General features: G+C 74.1%; 13 protein-coding genes. 2 read left to right on the top strand and 11 right to left on the bottom strand.

Translation table 11 applies throughout. The features are described 5' to 3' along the window. Positions 1 to 3 precede the first annotated feature (3 nt). Both ABH931_RS15615 and ABH931_RS15610 read left to right on the top strand, forming a co-directional pair. Complete coding sequence (locus ABH931_RS15615; RefSeq protein WP_370113495.1) at positions 4 to 1,830, top strand: glycoside hydrolase family 15 protein; 1,827 nt, start codon at positions 4 to 6, stop codon at positions 1,828 to 1,830. Between the two features lie 10 nt (positions 1,831 to 1,840). After that, a complete protein-coding gene (locus ABH931_RS15610; RefSeq protein WP_370113493.1) occupies positions 1,841 to 2,602 on the top strand; it encodes an SDR family oxidoreductase in 762 nt (253 codons plus the stop codon). Between the two features lie 65 nt (positions 2,603 to 2,667). Here ABH931_RS15610 and ABH931_RS15605 read toward each other — a convergent pair whose 3' ends face one another. The 11 genes from ABH931_RS15605 to ABH931_RS15555 all read right to left on the bottom strand — a co-directional run bounded on the left by ABH931_RS15605 (position 2,668) and on the right by ABH931_RS15555 (position 14,202). Next, positions 2,668 to 3,462: an enoyl-CoA hydratase/isomerase family protein gene (locus tag ABH931_RS15605; RefSeq protein ID WP_370113491.1), complete on the bottom strand. Its 795-nt coding sequence runs from the start codon at positions 3,460 to 3,462 to the stop codon at positions 2,668 to 2,670. 167 nt (positions 3,463 to 3,629) lie between these two features. Further along, positions 3,630 to 3,860 (bottom strand): helix-turn-helix domain-containing protein, encoded by a 231-nt coding sequence (locus tag ABH931_RS15600; protein WP_042446284.1) that lies wholly within the window; start codon positions 3,858 to 3,860, stop codon positions 3,630 to 3,632. 351 nt (positions 3,861 to 4,211) lie between these two features. Next, positions 4,212 to 5,810: an ABC-F family ATP-binding cassette domain-containing protein gene (locus tag ABH931_RS15595; RefSeq protein ID WP_370113490.1), complete on the bottom strand. Its 1,599-nt coding sequence runs from the start codon at positions 5,808 to 5,810 to the stop codon at positions 4,212 to 4,214. Between the two features lie 106 nt (positions 5,811 to 5,916). Then, positions 5,917 to 6,672: a hypothetical protein gene (locus ABH931_RS15590; RefSeq protein ID WP_370113488.1), complete on the bottom strand. Its 756-nt coding sequence runs from the start codon at positions 6,670 to 6,672 to the stop codon at positions 5,917 to 5,919. Between the two features lie 56 nt (positions 6,673 to 6,728). Further along, positions 6,729 to 7,061, bottom strand: a complete 333-nt coding sequence (locus ABH931_RS15585; protein ID WP_370113486.1) for a YnfA family protein — start codon at positions 7,059 to 7,061, stop codon at positions 6,729 to 6,731. A gap of 9 nt (positions 7,062 to 7,070) precedes the next feature. Next, a complete protein-coding gene (locus tag ABH931_RS15580; protein WP_370113484.1) occupies positions 7,071 to 8,243 on the bottom strand; it encodes a GNAT family N-acetyltransferase in 1,173 nt (390 codons plus the stop codon). Further along, entirely contained in the window at positions 8,240 to 9,004 is a 765-nt protein-coding gene (locus ABH931_RS15575; RefSeq protein ID WP_370113482.1) for a Wzz/FepE/Etk N-terminal domain-containing protein, read from the bottom strand. Before ABH931_RS15575 ends, ABH931_RS15580 begins: the two co-directional genes overlap by 4 nt. A 3-nt stretch (positions 9,005 to 9,007) precedes the next feature. After that, positions 9,008 to 10,261: a glycosyltransferase gene (locus tag ABH931_RS15570; RefSeq protein WP_370113480.1), complete on the bottom strand. Its 1,254-nt coding sequence runs from the start codon at positions 10,259 to 10,261 to the stop codon at positions 9,008 to 9,010. Continuing rightward, entirely contained in the window at positions 10,258 to 11,058 is an 801-nt protein-coding gene (locus ABH931_RS15565; RefSeq protein WP_370113478.1) for a polysaccharide deacetylase family protein, read from the bottom strand. The genes ABH931_RS15570 and ABH931_RS15565 overlap by 4 nt, the downstream gene beginning before the upstream one ends. After that, positions 11,048 to 12,805 (bottom strand): lipid II flippase MurJ, encoded by a 1,758-nt coding sequence (locus ABH931_RS15560; RefSeq protein WP_370113476.1) that lies wholly within the window; start codon positions 12,803 to 12,805, stop codon positions 11,048 to 11,050. Before ABH931_RS15560 ends, ABH931_RS15565 begins: the two co-directional genes overlap by 11 nt. After that, positions 12,802 to 14,202 carry an O-antigen ligase family protein gene (locus tag ABH931_RS15555; RefSeq protein WP_370113474.1) on the bottom strand — a complete coding sequence of 467 codons (1,401 nt, stop codon included), beginning with the start codon at positions 14,200 to 14,202 and terminating at the stop codon, positions 12,802 to 12,804. The genes ABH931_RS15560 and ABH931_RS15555 overlap by 4 nt, the downstream gene beginning before the upstream one ends. Positions 14,203 to 14,204: the final 2 nt, after the last annotated feature.

The following is a 14,204-nucleotide window of genomic DNA, read 5'->3' as shown; positions in this document are numbered from 1 at the left end:
ACCATGCCCGGACGCATCGAGGACTACGCGCTCATCGGTGACCTGCAGACGGCCGCACTCGTCGGCAGGGACGGTTCGATCGACTGGCTCTGTCTGCCACGGTTCGACTCCCCCAGCTGCTTCGCCGCGCTGCTCGGCGGCGACGAGCACGGCCACTGGCGGCTCGCCCCCGCCTCCGACGGCGAGGCGCCGTTCCGCTCGTACATCGGCGACAGCCTGGTGCTTCAGACCGAGTGGACCACCAGCACCGGCAGCGTCCGGGTGATCGACTTCATGCCGCAGCGCGACCGCACGCCGGACGTGATGCGGATCGTGGAGGGCATCAGCGGCTCGGTGAAGATGCTCGGCGAGCTGCGGTTGCGCTTCGACTACGCGCGGATCATCCCGTGGGTGCGCCGCACCGACCACCACCGCATCGCGATCGCCGGCCCGGACGCGGTCTGGCTGCGCTGCGACGAGAAGGTCCACACCTACGGCCGCGACTTCGCCACCTGGTCGGAGTTCACCGTCCACGCCGGCGAGCGGATCCCGTTCGTGCTGAGCTGGACCCCCTCCTTCCACCGGGCCGGTCCCCGGCAGGACCCGGATAAGTCGCTGCAGGCCACCCTGGACGACTGGACCGACTGGGCCTCGCGCTGCGCCTCCGGCGTGAGCGAGGAGCACCTGCCGGCGGTGCGCCGCTCGCTGATCACCCTCAAGGCGCTCACCTACCAGCCGACCGGCGGCATCGTCGCCGCCGCGACGGCGGGCCTGCCCGAGCAGATCGGCGGCGCCCGCAACTGGGACTACCGGTTCTGCTGGCTGCGCGACTCGACCATGACCCTGTCCGCGCTGCTCAACGCCGGCTACCGCCGGGAGGCCGAGGCCTGGTACCAGTGGCTGCTGCGCGCCATCGCGGGCGACCCGGCCGACCTCCAGACCATGTACGGGGTCGGCGGCGAGCGCCGGCTGCCGGAGGAGGTCGCCGACTGGCTCCCCGGCTACGAGGGCTCCCACCCGGTCCGGTTCGGCAACGCCGCCGTCGACCAGCTCCAGCTGGACGTCTACGGCGAGGTGGTGGACACCCTCTACCTCGGTCACCGGCACGGCATCAAGATAGAGCGCCACGTCTGGAGCCTGCTGACCAAGCTGCTGGAGTTCCTGGAGGAGCACTGGTCCGACCCGGACGAGGGCCTGTGGGAGGTGCGCGGCCCGCGCCGCCACTTCGTCCACTCCAAGATCATGTGCTGGGTCGCCTTCGACCGCGCGGTCAAGCTCGCCGTGGAGACGGGCATGCCCGGCCCCGTCGAGCGCTGGCGCGAGCTGCGCGACAACATCCACGCGGACGTCTGCGCCCGCGGCGTCGACAAGAAGCGCGGCGTCCTCACCCAGTACTACGGCGGCGGCGCGCTGGACGCGTCCACGCTCTTCGCGGTCAAGACCGGCTTCCTGGCCCCCGACGACCCGCGCGCGATCGCCACCGTCGAGGCGGTGCAGCGTGAGCTCAACCACGAGGGCTACATCCTGCGTTACTCCACGCCCGACACCGACACGGCCACCGACGCGGTCGACGGCCTGGCCGGCTCCGAGGGCGCGTTCCTGGCCTGCTCGTACTGGCTGTGCGACGCGCTCGTCGCCATCGGCCGGGTCGACGAGGCCCGCGCCCTCTTCGACCGGCTGCGGGGCCTGGCCAACGACCTCGGGCTGATCTCCGAGGAGTGGGACCCGCTGGCCGGCCGTCAGCTCGGCAACACCCCACAGGCGTTCACCCACGTCGCGCTCGTCAACACGGCGTTCCTCCTGGCGAGCACCGAAGCACCCGCCGAAGCCCGCACCGAAGCAGAAAGCTGAACCACGGAACATGGATCTTGGACTGGCCGGACGCGTCTACCTCGTCACCGCCGCGACCCGCGGCCTCGGCTTCGCGAGCGCACGGGAGCTGGTGGCCGACGGCGCGCGCGTCGTGGTCACCGGACGGGAGAAGTCGTCCGTCGAGGAGGCCGTCGAAAAGCTGGGCGGCCCGGAGGCCGCCGAGGGCGTCGTCGCGGACAACGCCGACCCGGACACCGCGGCACGGCTGGTGGGCGCGGCGCTGTCCCGTTTCGGACGCCTCGACGGCGTCCTGATCAGCGTCGGCGGCCCGGCGGCGGGCAGCGCGCTGGCCACACCGGAGTCGGCCTGGCGGGAGGCGTTCGAGTCGGTCTTCCTCGGCGCGCTGCGCATCGCCCGCGCGGCGGCGGACGTGCTGGAGGAGGGCGGCGCGATCGGTTTCGTGCTCTCCGGCTCCGTTCGCGAGCCGATCGCGGGCCTGGCCGTCTCCAACGGCCTGCGCCCGGGCCTCGCGATGGCCGCCAAGACCCTGGCGAACGAGCTGGGACCGGAGGGCATCCGGGTCTTCGGGCTGCTGCCCGCCCGCATCGACACCGAGCGGGTCCAGCACCTGGACTCGCTCTCCGCCGACCCGGACGCGGCCCGCACCGCGAACGAGGCCGCGATCCCGCTGCGCCGCTACGGCCGCCCGGAGGAGTTCGGCAAGGTGGCGGCCTTCGCGCTGTCGCCCGCGGCGAGCTACCTCACCGGCGTCATGATCCCGGTGGACGGCGGCGCGCTGCACGGCGTCTGACCCGACGAGGGCTCTGACCCGACGACGGCCACGGGGCGCGAGGCGGAGCCCCGCGCCCTCGCGCGTTACTCGGCGAGGCCGGCCAGGTCGCGCAGGCGGCGCAGCTGGGAGGCGCGCTCGGCGGCGCGCTGCTCGTCCAGGGTGCGGGCGCCCGCGCCCTGGAGGAGGGCCTTGGTCTCGATGACCGCGTCGCGCGGGGAGGCCAGCAGGGCGGTCGCGAGGTCCGTGGCGGCGGCGTGCAGCTCGGCGGCGGGGACGACGAGGTTGGCCAGGCCGATGCGCTCGGCCTCCTCCGCGTGGACCCAGCGGCCGGTCGCGCAGATCTCCAGGGCGCGGGCCGGACCGACGAGGTCGACCAGCGGCTTGGTGCCGGTGAGGTCGGGGACCAGGCCGAGCGCGGTCTCCTTCATGGCGAACTGGACGTCCTCGGCGACGACGCGCAGGTCGCAGGCGAGCGCCAGCTGGAAGCCGGCGCCGACCGCGTGGCCCTGGACGGCCGCGACGGTGACCAGGTCGGGACGCCGCCACCAGAGGAAGCCCTCCTGGTACTCGGCGATGACCGCGTCGCCGTTCGGGCCCTTGGCGATCTCGACGAAGGAGACCTCCCCGGGGATGCCCTCGGGGGTGAACGCCTGCCGGTTGAGACCGGCGGAGAAGGAGACGCCCTCGGCGCGCAGCACGACGACCCGCACGGTGCCCGGCAGCTCGCTGCCGATCGCGGCCAGTGCCCGCCACAGCGCGGGCGACTGCGCGTTGCGGCGCTCGGGACGGCACAGCGTCACGGTGGCGAGCTCGCCCTCCACCTCCAGACGGACGCCCGCCTCGGCCCACTCCTCGGTCCGCGCAGCGTGATCAGTCACAGGTTCCTCCGGCAGCGATAGCAGTTGCTACCGAAGAGTAACAACGTCGGCGGAGCCGATCCATAGCCGCAGCACGACGAACGACGGCCAGGGGGAGGAGACCCGGACCGCCGTCGTGTCGGTTGCGTGCAGGAGAGTCAGAAGCAGATGTCGCGCCGGGAACGCCGTCAGCCGGCGGCCGCGGCGGCCTTTGCCTTGCCGCGCGTGGCTCCACCGCGACCGCGCAGGTTGACTCCGGACTCGCTGAGCATGCGGTGGACGAAGCCGTAGGAACGGCCCGTCTCCTCCGCGAGCGCGCGGATACTCGCACCGGAGTCGTACTTCTTCTTGAGCTCGGTCGCGAGCTTCTCCCGCGCGGCACCAGTCACCCGGCTGCCCTTTTTCAGAGTCTCGGCCACCCGTGCCTCCTCGTAGCAAGTGCTCTGTCGGAATCCCATGATCACCCATGGGGGCCTTCATGGCCACCCATTCGACAAGGTCGATACCGGGATTCCCGCACGGAACTGGTGTCGCCGCGCGCACGGGGAGCGCACAGCATCTACCCGCACGCCCCCGTCCGGAGCGGGCCTCGCCACCGAAATTGCTGATCAGCAGCGGTAATTGGGGATTGCCGAAGATTGCAGATTCCATGGAATCCGAGCCGCACTCGGCAACAGAACACGAAGGAGCCGATATGAGGTCTTCTGGGCCAGATGCATGATCCCTCGCCTAGTCGAACAGTGCCGACCCGGCGTTTTGCTGCTGATAATTCACGCGAGCGACACGAGGTCCCCGTAACTCTCGTTCCAGAGGTCCTCGACACCGTCCGGCAGCAGAATGATCCGCTCCGGCTCGAGCGCCGCGACGGCGCCCTCGTCGTGGGTGACGAGCACGACCGCGCCCTCGAACGAGTGCAGCGCGCCGAGGATCTCCTCGCGGCTGGCCGGGTCGAGGTTGTTGGTGGGCTCGTCGAGCAGCAGCACGTTCGCGCTGGAGACCACGAGCGTCGCGAGCGCGAGACGGGTCTTCTCGCCGCCGGAGAGCACACCGGCCGGCTTGTCCACGTCGTCGCCGGTGAAGAGGAAGGAGCCGAGGATCTTGCGGATCTCGACCAGGTCCATGTCCGGCGCGGCCGAGCGCATGTTCTCCAGGATCGTGCGGTCCGCGTCCAGGGTCTCGTGCTCCTGCGCGTAGTAGCCGACCTTCAGGCCGTGGCCGGGGACGACCTGGCCGGTGTCCGGCTGCTCGACGCCCGCCAGCATGCGCAGCAGCGTGGTCTTGCCGGCGCCGTTGAGGCCCAGCACGACGACGCGGGAGCCCTTGTCGATGGCCAGGTCGACGTCGGTGAAGATCTCCAGCGAACCGTAGGACTTCGACAGGCCCTCGGCGGTCAGCGGGGTCTTGCCACAGGGCGCCGGGGTCGGGAAGCGCAGCTTGGCGACCCGGTCGCTCTGGCGGACCGCCTCCAGGCCCGAGAGCAGCTTCTCGGCGCGGCGGGCCATGTTCTGCGCGGCGACGGTCTTGGTGGCCTTGGCGCGCATCTTGTCGGCCTGCGAGTTGAGCTGCGAGGCCTTCTTCTCGGCGTTGGCGCGCTCGCGCTTGCGCCGCTTCTCGTCGGCCTCGCGCTGCTGCTGGTAGAGCTTCCAGCCCATGTTGTAGACGTCGATGCAGGTGCGGTTGGCGTCCAGGTAGAAGACCTTGTTGACGACCTCGTCGACCAGGTGGACGTCGTGCGAGATGACGATGAAGCCGCCCTTGTACGACTTCAGGTAGTCGCGCAGCCACAGGATCGAGTCGGCGTCGAGGTGGTTGGTCGGCTCGTCCAGCAGCAGGGTGTCGGAGTCCGAGAAGAGGATCCGCGCGAGCTCGACGCGACGGCGCTGACCGCCGGAGAGGGTGTGCAGCGCCTGGCCCAGGATGCGGTCCGGCAGGCCCAGGCTGGCGGCGATGGTCGCGGCCTCCGCCTCGGCGGCGTAGCCGCCCTTGGTGAGGAACTCGGTCTCCAGACGCGAGTACTTCTTCATGGCCTGCTCGCGGGTGGCGCCCTTGCCGTTGGCCATCTTCTCCTCGTTGATCCGCATCTTGCGGAGCACCTCGTCGAGGCCGCGGGCGGACAGGACGCGGTCGCGGGCGAGCACGTCGAGGTCACCGGTGCGCGGGTCCTGCGGCAGGTAGCCGACCTCACCGCCGCGGGTCACCGAACCGCCGGCCGGCTGACCCTCACCGGCCAGCACCTTGGTCAGCGTGGTCTTGCCGGCGCCGTTGCGGCCGACCAGGCCGATCCGGTCACCTGGAGCGACGCGGAAGGTCGCCGACTCGATCAGGATCCGCGCGCCCGCGCGCAGCTCGATGTCGTTGGCGACGATCATGGTGAAACCACTCCCGGGGACGGTGCCCGGGGGCACGCGGTGGCAGACGAATGCGGCCAGGACCGTCCGAACGGGCCTGTGCAGCAGGAGGCGACAAGCCTCCAGTCTAACGGGCTGCGCAAACGCATTCCGGGGCCGGACGGCCCGTGGCCGGATCCACCGCGAAGGGCCGCCGGACCGGCACGACGAGCACCTCGGCGTCCCCGGCCGGGGACGCCTCCATCCGCTCCGGCACCACGGCGGGCTGCTGCCAGCGGCGGCCGTCCAGGTTGTACCCCTCCAACTCGGTCCGGCCCGCCCCGTCGGCGCAGTCGCGCCGGGCCAGCACCCACGCCCCGAGGTGGACGGGCCCCGCCGGACCGTGGTCGAGGAAGGCGCAGCCGACGGGCGGGAGGGTCGAGGTGCGCAGCGTGCCGTCGCCGGTGTTGTACGTCATCACCACATCCCTGGTCAGCACCAGGAACGTTTCTCCGGCGCCCAGCGGCACCAGCGTCAGGGGCGTCGCCGCCCCCACCCCGGGCACGTACCGGTGCCACCGCACGACCGCGGGCTCCGGCTCCATGCCGGTCAGCTCCCCGTCGTCCCACAGCGCGACCGTCGTCGCCCCGGCCCGGACCAGCCGCAACGGCCGGTGCCCGGCCCTGCGGTAGTCCCACCCGGCCACCCCGGTGCGGGCGTCGTAGGCCTCCACGCCCCCGCCGGCGCCCACCCGCAGCGCGTCGGCCTCGACGCGCCGCGCCTGCGCCGCCACCTCGTCCCCGAACGGCGCCGGCCGCGCCGCCCTCGCCGCGGCCCCGACCAGCGCGAGGCCCGCGAGCAGCAGGGCGGTGAGCAGGACCCGGAGAGCGGTGCGGGAACGCATGAACGCCACCGTAAGGGCTGGTGGCCCTGCGGTGATGACAGTACGTGCGCGTGTCGTTACGCGTTGGGCTGGTAGATGATGATCCCCGCGCCGACCAGGCAGACCGCCGCGCCGACCAGGTCCCACAGGGACGGCCGGAAGCCGTCGACGATCACGCCCCAGGCGAGCGAGCCCACCACGAAGACGCCGCCGTAGGCGGCGAGGACGCGACCGAAGTGGGAGTCCGGCTGGGCGGCGGCAACGAAGCCGTAGGCCCCCAGCGCGAGGACGCCGCCGAGCGCCAGCAGCCAGCCGCGGTGCTCGCGGACCGCCTGCCAGATCAGCCAGCAGCCGCCGATCTCGGCGAAGGCGGCGAGGACGAAGAGCAGGACGGAGCGAGTGACAGCCACACGCTCACCCTAGGCGGCGCGCCGCAACCTGCTCCGCAGCACCCGCACCCGCCCGCGCGCCTGCCTCAGCCACGGCATCCGCTCGCGCGCGAACTCCTTCGCCCGCTCCTGCGCCCGCGCGAGGCCGGCGGTGACCACGACGGCCGGTGCCGAGCCCAGGAGCAGGCGCTCGTTGTGCGCCGGATCCGGGCGCCAGCGCTGCTTGTAGGGCTCGTCGCCGCGCAGCAGGCTGAGCTCGGTACGGCCGGTGCTCACCGCGTGGGCCAGGGACTCGCCGAACAGCATGCCGGCGATGTCCACGCGCTCGCGGGCCTCCGGATGGACGCCGTAGACGTACAGCGCGACCATCGACCGGGCCTGAAGCATCAGGTCGCAGGCGATGAGCCGGCCGTCCAGGCGGTACTCGCGCAGTTGCGCCCGCTCCGTCGCGGCCATGCCGGTGGCCGCCGCGCGCAGGTGCGAGGCGAAGCGTCCGCGCATGTGCTCGGGGGTGGCGCCGCGGTCGGCCCACTGGAGGGCGTGCAGGGCGAGCATCCGGTCCACCGCCTCCGGGACCTCCCAGGGGGGCACCAGCCGGACGTCGATGCCCGCGACGGCCAGCTTGCGCAGCTTGACCTTGGTGCGTTGGGCCGTGCGGCCCGGCAGGCGGGTCAGCAGCTCGTCCATCGGGACGCCCGGCAGGTGCTGCACCAGCGAGGCGGGCAGCTTCCGCGCCGCGCGCGGCCAGTGGGCCAGCACCCGGTGGATCGCGGCGTCGGCGCGGACCTCCGGCAGGTCCAGGCGGGCGAGGGGCCCGCGCAGCTCCGCCGCCAGGGCGAGGGCCAGCCGGGCCGCGGCCTCGTCGGGGTCCGCGTCGTCCAGCAGGACGTCGTGGAAGTCGGTGATCTCCGCGCCGAGCGGCCGCAGCACCGTGCCGTCCCGGTAGCAGGGGGCGAGAGCGATCAGCCGTCCGTCGCGACGGACCGTCACCAGGCGGAGCCGACCCGGGCGGCCGTAGCTGTGCCACCAGGAGGTGAGCCAGGCGTGGCACTGGAACGGCGTCGCCCCGGGGCTGCGCTCCTGGAGCGCGTTCCACTCCCCCGCGAGCGCCTCCAGCGCCCGCGCGTCGCGCAGCACGACGGTCTCGTACCGGGGCTGCTCCGCCACGGGACCGGCGGCGTCGGAACGGACGGCGGTGGTCATGCGCCCGTCCCCGCTCCTGTCCCGGCGGTCTCCCGCTGCTGCTCGGGCACGGTCGTCGCGGTGGCGTCGAGGGGCTCGCCCGCCGCGACGACGGTCTCGCCCTCGCGCGCCAGGCGCGTCCCGCCGCCCGCGCCCGCGCCCGGGCGGACCAGCAGCGCGAGGCTGCCCAGCAGCAGGCCCGCCGCGCCGCCCACGGCGACGTCGAGGCTGCGCGACGGGGAGGACGCGGTCGCGGGCGCGGCGGCCTGGGCGAAGGCCATCAGCTTGACCCTGGTCTGCTTGGCGGTGGTGTCGCCGAAGGTGACCATGGACCGGGCGACGGCGTTCGCCTCCTTGGCGGCCAGCCGGGCCGAGGTGGCGCTGCCGGTGATCTGGATCATCGGCGCGTCCGGCGAGGTCTGCGCCTGGACCTGCTGCGCGAGCTGCCGGAGCGGCACCCCGGTCTCGACGGCGGCGCTCGCCAGGACCTCCGGCTGGGCCACGACCCGGCCGTAGGCCTGGGCGAAGCTCACCGCGGCGGCGTTGTCCGCGCCCTGGTCGGCGACGGCCATGACGTAGGCGTCGGCCTGGTACTGGGGCGTCGCGACGAGGGCGTAGCCGCCGCCGGCGACCGCCCCCGCGGGGACCGCGACCAGCAGCGGCCACCACGTGCGCAGGGCCGCCCGCAGCAGGGTCGACCGGTGGGCGGCGTGCGCGGGCGCGGCGGACGGTGAGGCGACGGCTGACGGTGCGGGTGAGGCCTGCTTCTCGCTGTCGGGCACGGGTCATCTCCTTCGGGTGTGCGATGCGGTGACGGTCGGAGGGCCCGCGTCGGCGTCGGCGTCGGCGTCGGTGTCGGCGCGCGGCGCGGGGGCGGAGCGGGCGGGTGCGGGTGCGGGCGCCGGGGTGGGGTCCGGCAGTCCGGCCAGCTCCGCGTAGACGGCCGCCACGCGCGGGGCGAGGCGGGTGATGTCGTAGCGGGAGGGGACCGGGCCGACCGCCCGCGGGGGGCGGCGGGCCAGCAGGGGGCCGAGCGCCGCCGCGTAGGCGGACGCGGTGGGGTCGGTGCGGGCGCTGCCGCCGCGGCCGAGGGCGAGCTGCTCCTGCATCGGCAGCTCGGCCAGGGCCGGTCCGGAGGACCAGAAGACGGGCAGCCCGGCCGCCAGCCCCTCGACCAGGACCAGCCCGAAGGTCTCCCCCGCCGAGGGCGCGGCCAGCGCGTCCATCGTGGCCAGCAGCGCGGGCACGTCGTCGCGCTCGCCGGTCAGCACGACCCGGTCGGCGACCCTGTGCTCGCGCGCCAGCGCGAGGAGCGGGTCGTGCTCGGGCCCGGTGCCGACGATCAGCAGGTGCGCGTCCGGCGGCAGCAGCGTCAGCGCCTCGACCAGGACGTCGAAGCGCTTGCCCGGCACCAGGCGGCCCACCGCGCCGACGACGAAGGCGTCGGCGGGCAGCCCGAGGGCGGCGCGGGGCACCGCGTCGACGCGGTACGCGGCGGGGTCGATGCCGTTGGGCACGACCCGGATCCGCTCGTCCGGCACGTCCCAGGTGCGCAGCTGACGGGCCGTCGCCTCGGAGACGGCGATGGTGACCCGGCCGAGCCGCTCGGTGGCCAGGTACAGGCGCCGGACGGCCGCGCTCGTGCGACGGCCCTCCAGGACGCCCGGCTGGAGCGAGTGCTCGGTAGCCAGGACGGCCCGCACCCCGGCCAGCCGGGCCGCGAGGCGGCCGTAGACGCAGGCCCGGTAGAGGTGGCAGTGGACCAGGTCGTAGCGGCCCTCGCGGATCAGCCGGACCAGGCGCGGCAGCGCCGCCAGGTCGCGGTTGCCGCGCATGTCCAGCTCGTGCACGGTGACGCCGTCGGCGCGCAGGCCGTCGGCGACGGTGCCGGCCTCGCACAGGGCGACGACCTCGCACTCGATCCCGTCCGGCAGGTGGCGCAGCAGCAGCCGCAACTGCTGCTCGGCGCCCCCTGCGTGCAGACCGGTGACCACGTGCAGGACCCTCAGCGCGGGAGCCCTGGTGGCGGGGGCGGTCACGCCGACCACCCCCGCAGCGCGTGGCGCACGCGCTTGGCGCGCAGCCGCAGGCCGCCGTCGCGCTCGCCGACATAGCAGCGCGGCAGCGCCCAGCGGCTGGTCGCCGGCTGGTGGCAGATGCCGGCGCCGTAGTCGTACCCGGCGGCGGCGACCGCCTGCTCGGCCGCCTCGTCGACGGCGCCGTAGGGGTAGCAGAAGCCGGTGACCGGACCGCCCACGACGCTCTCCAGCACTTCGCGGCTACGCCGCGTCTCGGCCGCGAGCTCGTCCTCGGGCAGGCCGGTCATCCGGCAGTGGCTCAGCCCATGGGAACCGATCTCCACTCCGGCGTAGGCCAGTTGGCGTACCTGGTCGATGGTGACCAACGGCTTGCGCGGCGCGTCCGCGTCCCAGACGTTGTGGCCGCCCATCCGCCCGGCCACGACGTAAAGGGTGGCGGTGAAGCCGTGGGCCCGCAGCAGCGGCAGCACCTGGCGCGGGAAGTCCGCGTAACCGTCGTCGAAGGTCAGGCCCACCAGGCCGTCGGCGGCCCGCTGCTCGTAGGCCAGGACCAGCTCCCGCATGGAGACCCCGCGCAGGCCGTGCCGGTGCAACCACGCCAGCTGGGCGGCGAAGCGCTGCGGGGAGACGGTCAGCAGGTACGGGTCCTGGGGGCCGCTGTCGACGGAGTGGTACATGAGCGTCCACGGCGGGCGCCCGACGAGCGCCGGGCGCTCCTTTGCCGGGGACGCCTTTGCCGGGGACGCCTCCGGCTCACCCGGCGCCCGCAACCCGCCCCGATGCGGTTCAGCGACCATCAGCCTCTCCCCTTGCTCCTTCGAACTCTGCTTCCGGCTCGCCGCTGCGCTGCCGCACGACGGCCGGCTGCCGCGCGGCCAGCCGCCCCCGCACCGCGCCGAGCGCGGCCTCGGCTCCGGGTGCCCGCAGCGCCCCGGCCAGGCCGAGGAAGGACAGCAGCCCGACGAGCGCGCCGAGCAGCAGCGGCAACTCGGGCCCGAGGCCGTCCAGGCCGGGGATGTTGGCGGCCAGCCACGCCGGGACGGTCGCCCCGGCGGCCGCGAGCAGCAGCCGCAGCTGACCCGCCAGCACGGTGTGCAGCCGCACCGGGATGCCGCGCGCCCGCAGCGCCGTCAACAGCAGCACCGCGGTGACACTGATCCCCATCGCGTTGCCCGCCGCGAGGCCCGCGGCGCCGACGAACGGGGTGAGACCGGCCGCGACCGCGACGGTGACGAGCAGGCCCGCGCCCATCGCCCAGATCGGGTACCAGTCGGTGCGGTCCAGCGGCCGCGCCCGGCCCTCCCCGCCGAAGCCGACGGCCGGACGGGCCGCCAGGTAGGGCCGGATCAACGCGCCGACCAGGCCCTGGGCCAGCAGCCCCAGGCTGTAGACGCGCATCAGCCGGGCCGTCGCGGCGGTGTCGGCGGCCGTGAAGGCACCGCGCTCGAAGAGCACCGCGACCAGCTGCGGCGCACACGCGAAGACCACGACCGTCCCGGCCAGCACGACCGTGCCGACGACCGCGAGGTCCTTCTCGGCACGGATCCGCGCACCCTGGGTGTCACCCTCGGCGAGCGCCCGGGCGATCAGCGGGAAGGTGACGGTACAGACCAGGATCCCGATGATCATCACGTTCTGGGCGACCTTCTCGGCGTAGTTCAGCTGCGAGATGGTGCCCGGTGGCAGGGAGGAGCCGATGAAGCGCTCGACGAAGATCTGCGCCTGCCGCGTCAGCGTGAACAGCACCACGGGCAGCAGCGCCATCGGGTTCAGCACCGGCTCGCCCAGCGAGGCGCCCCGTACCCGCCGCACCGTCAGCTTGCTCACCTGCCGCAGGAAGGCGGGCAGCAGCACGGCCACCATCAGCAGGCTGCCGAGCGCCACGCCACCGGCCGCCGCGCGGACGCCGAGGCTCGCGTGGAGCAGCAGCATCACCGTCAGGATGCCGGCGTTGTAGGCGATGTAGACGGCGCCCGGGAGGGTGAAGCGGTGGTGCGAGCGCAGGCCGGCGCCGAGGTAGCCGACGAGGCCGAAGGGCAGCACGGTGACGGCGGTGAGCCGGGTGCAGACGATCGCCAGCTGCGGGTCGGCCAGACCGGGCGCGAGGACGCGCACGAGGACCGGCGCGCCGACCGCGACCAGCGCGGACATCAGCGCCAGCGCCAGCGCGAGCGGCGGCAGCGTCGCCGCGACCAGCGCGCGCACCGGGTCGGGAGCGTCGGCTCCGCCCTCCTCCAGCTGCCCGCGCGCGGTCAGCGCGGCGCTGAACGCCGGGACGGTGAGGAAGGCCATGCCGTCCTCGATCAGCAGCGGCGCGGCCGTCTCGGGGACGGTCCAGGAGACCAGGAACGCGTCGGTCGCCGAGCCCGCGCCGTAGAAGCGGGCCAGCAGCAGGTCGCGCAGCAGGCCGAGGATCGAGCCGGCCGCGCTGAACAGCGCGGTGACCCCGAAGGCCTTGGCCACGAAACCCCGCCCGTGCCGGGCGGGGGCGGGGGCCTCGTCGGGAGCGCCCTGGGGCACCCCCTCGGTGGTGGCGACACTCACAGCGACGCCTCCCGCAGCGTCGGCGCGGAGCGGGGACCCGGAATGGCCAGCAGGCCGCCCCGGGCGATGGCCGACGCGCACAGACCCAGCACCACCGAGATCAGCACGGTGGTCGTACCGCCGATGTCGGCGTAGAGGAAGTCCACCAGCTGCCAGACCAGCAGTCCCACCACGACCGGCGTGCGCCAGGCGCCGAGCGCGGTGCCGAGCAGCAGCGCGAGGAAGGCGGTGATGCCGATCAGGCCCTGCTCGCTCAGTACCAGCATGTACATGTTGTGCGGCGACAGCAGCGGCTCCTTGGCGTAGCCAGCTCCGGCACCGCCGGTGTCGCTGCCCGAGGAGAGCCGCAGCGGCGCGTGCGCGTCACGGTAGAACGGGAACTCCTTGGGCCCGACGCCGGTCAGCGGGTGCTCTCGCCAGATCCGTCCGGCCGTGGTCCACAGGTCGTAGCGGTCGGTGACGGAGTGGTCGGCGGCGCCGGTGACCTGGCCGATACTGGTGAGCCGGGCGGTCACCGAACCCTCGCCGCCCGCGCTGCCGTTGCCGACGACGCCCGCGGCGGTGAGACCGCCCAGCAGCACCACCGCGGCCGCCGTCACCACGACCGTGCCGCGCAGCAGCATCCGGATGTCGGTGAGCGCGAGCATCAGCGTCGCCGCGACGGCCGTGGCGATCCAGCTGCCCCGGCTGAACGAGAGCGCGAGCGGGACGGCCAGCGACGCCGCCGCGAGGCCCCACCACGCCGCCGGACGGCGCCGCCGCTCGCGGCGCGCCTCCAGCGACAGTCCGAGCGCGGCGAGCAGGCCGAAGCTGACGACGACGGACATCGCCATCACGTCCTGGGCGCCGAAGGTGCCGACCGCGCGGGAGTCCCCTCCCGCGAAGGAGGCGCCGGTGCCGGTGAGGTACTGCTCGACGCCGACCGCGCCCTCGATCAGCGCGGCGGTCGCGAAGGCCGTGAGCGCCAGGCGCAGGTCGCGACGGTCCCGGACGGCGCAGAGGACGGCCGCCGGCACGATCACGAAGATCTGCACGAACCGCACGAAGCCGGAGAGGCTCTCGTGCGGGTCGCGCGAGGCGGCCGTGGCGATGCCGACGGCCAGCAGCACGCCCGCGAAGAGCAGCGCCGTCGGCCGGGCCAGGAACCGCGTCCGCCGCCACAGCGCGAGCGGCAGGGTGACCGCCACCAGCAGCAGCGAGCCGACGTCCGCCGGTGTCACGTGCACGGCGGCGGTGACGTCCTGGTTGCCCAGCGGCACGCACACCAGCAGCACCGTCAGCGCGACCAGCTGCGCCGGCCCCAGCGCCGCGCGGACCCTCGGCAGCAGTGCTGCCGCCGGTCCGCCGCGCAGACCCGCGCCTCCCGGCCGGGCCTGCTGTCCCAGTTGTGGGGACACCC

The sequence above is a fragment of the Streptacidiphilus sp. MAP12-33 genome, assembly GCF_041261265.1.
Classification (GTDB): Bacteria; Actinomycetota; Actinomycetes; order Streptomycetales; family Streptomycetaceae; genus Streptacidiphilus.
This window is presented reverse-complemented; position numbering and strand designations above follow the sequence as displayed.

Bases quoted from the DNA above. Each gene is read 5' to 3' on its own strand.
- ABH931_RS15615 (WP_370113495.1), top strand. From the start codon at position 4: ATGCCCGGACGCATCGAGGACTACGCGCTCATCGGTGACCTGCAGACG.
- ABH931_RS15565 (WP_370113478.1), bottom strand. From the start codon at position 11,058: ATGGTCGCTGAACCGCATCGGGGCGGGTTGCGGGCGCCGGGTGAGCCG.
- ABH931_RS15590 (WP_370113488.1), bottom strand. From the start codon at position 6,672: ATGCGTTCCCGCACCGCTCTCCGGGTCCTGCTCACCGCCCTGCTGCTC.
- ABH931_RS15595 (WP_370113490.1), bottom strand. From the start codon at position 5,810: ATGATCGTCGCCAACGACATCGAGCTGCGCGCGGGCGCGCGGATCCTG.
- ABH931_RS15580 (WP_370113484.1), bottom strand. From the start codon at position 8,243: ATGACCACCGCCGTCCGTTCCGACGCCGCCGGTCCCGTGGCGGAGCAG.
- ABH931_RS15610 (WP_370113493.1), top strand. From the start codon at position 1,841: ATGGATCTTGGACTGGCCGGACGCGTCTACCTCGTCACCGCCGCGACC.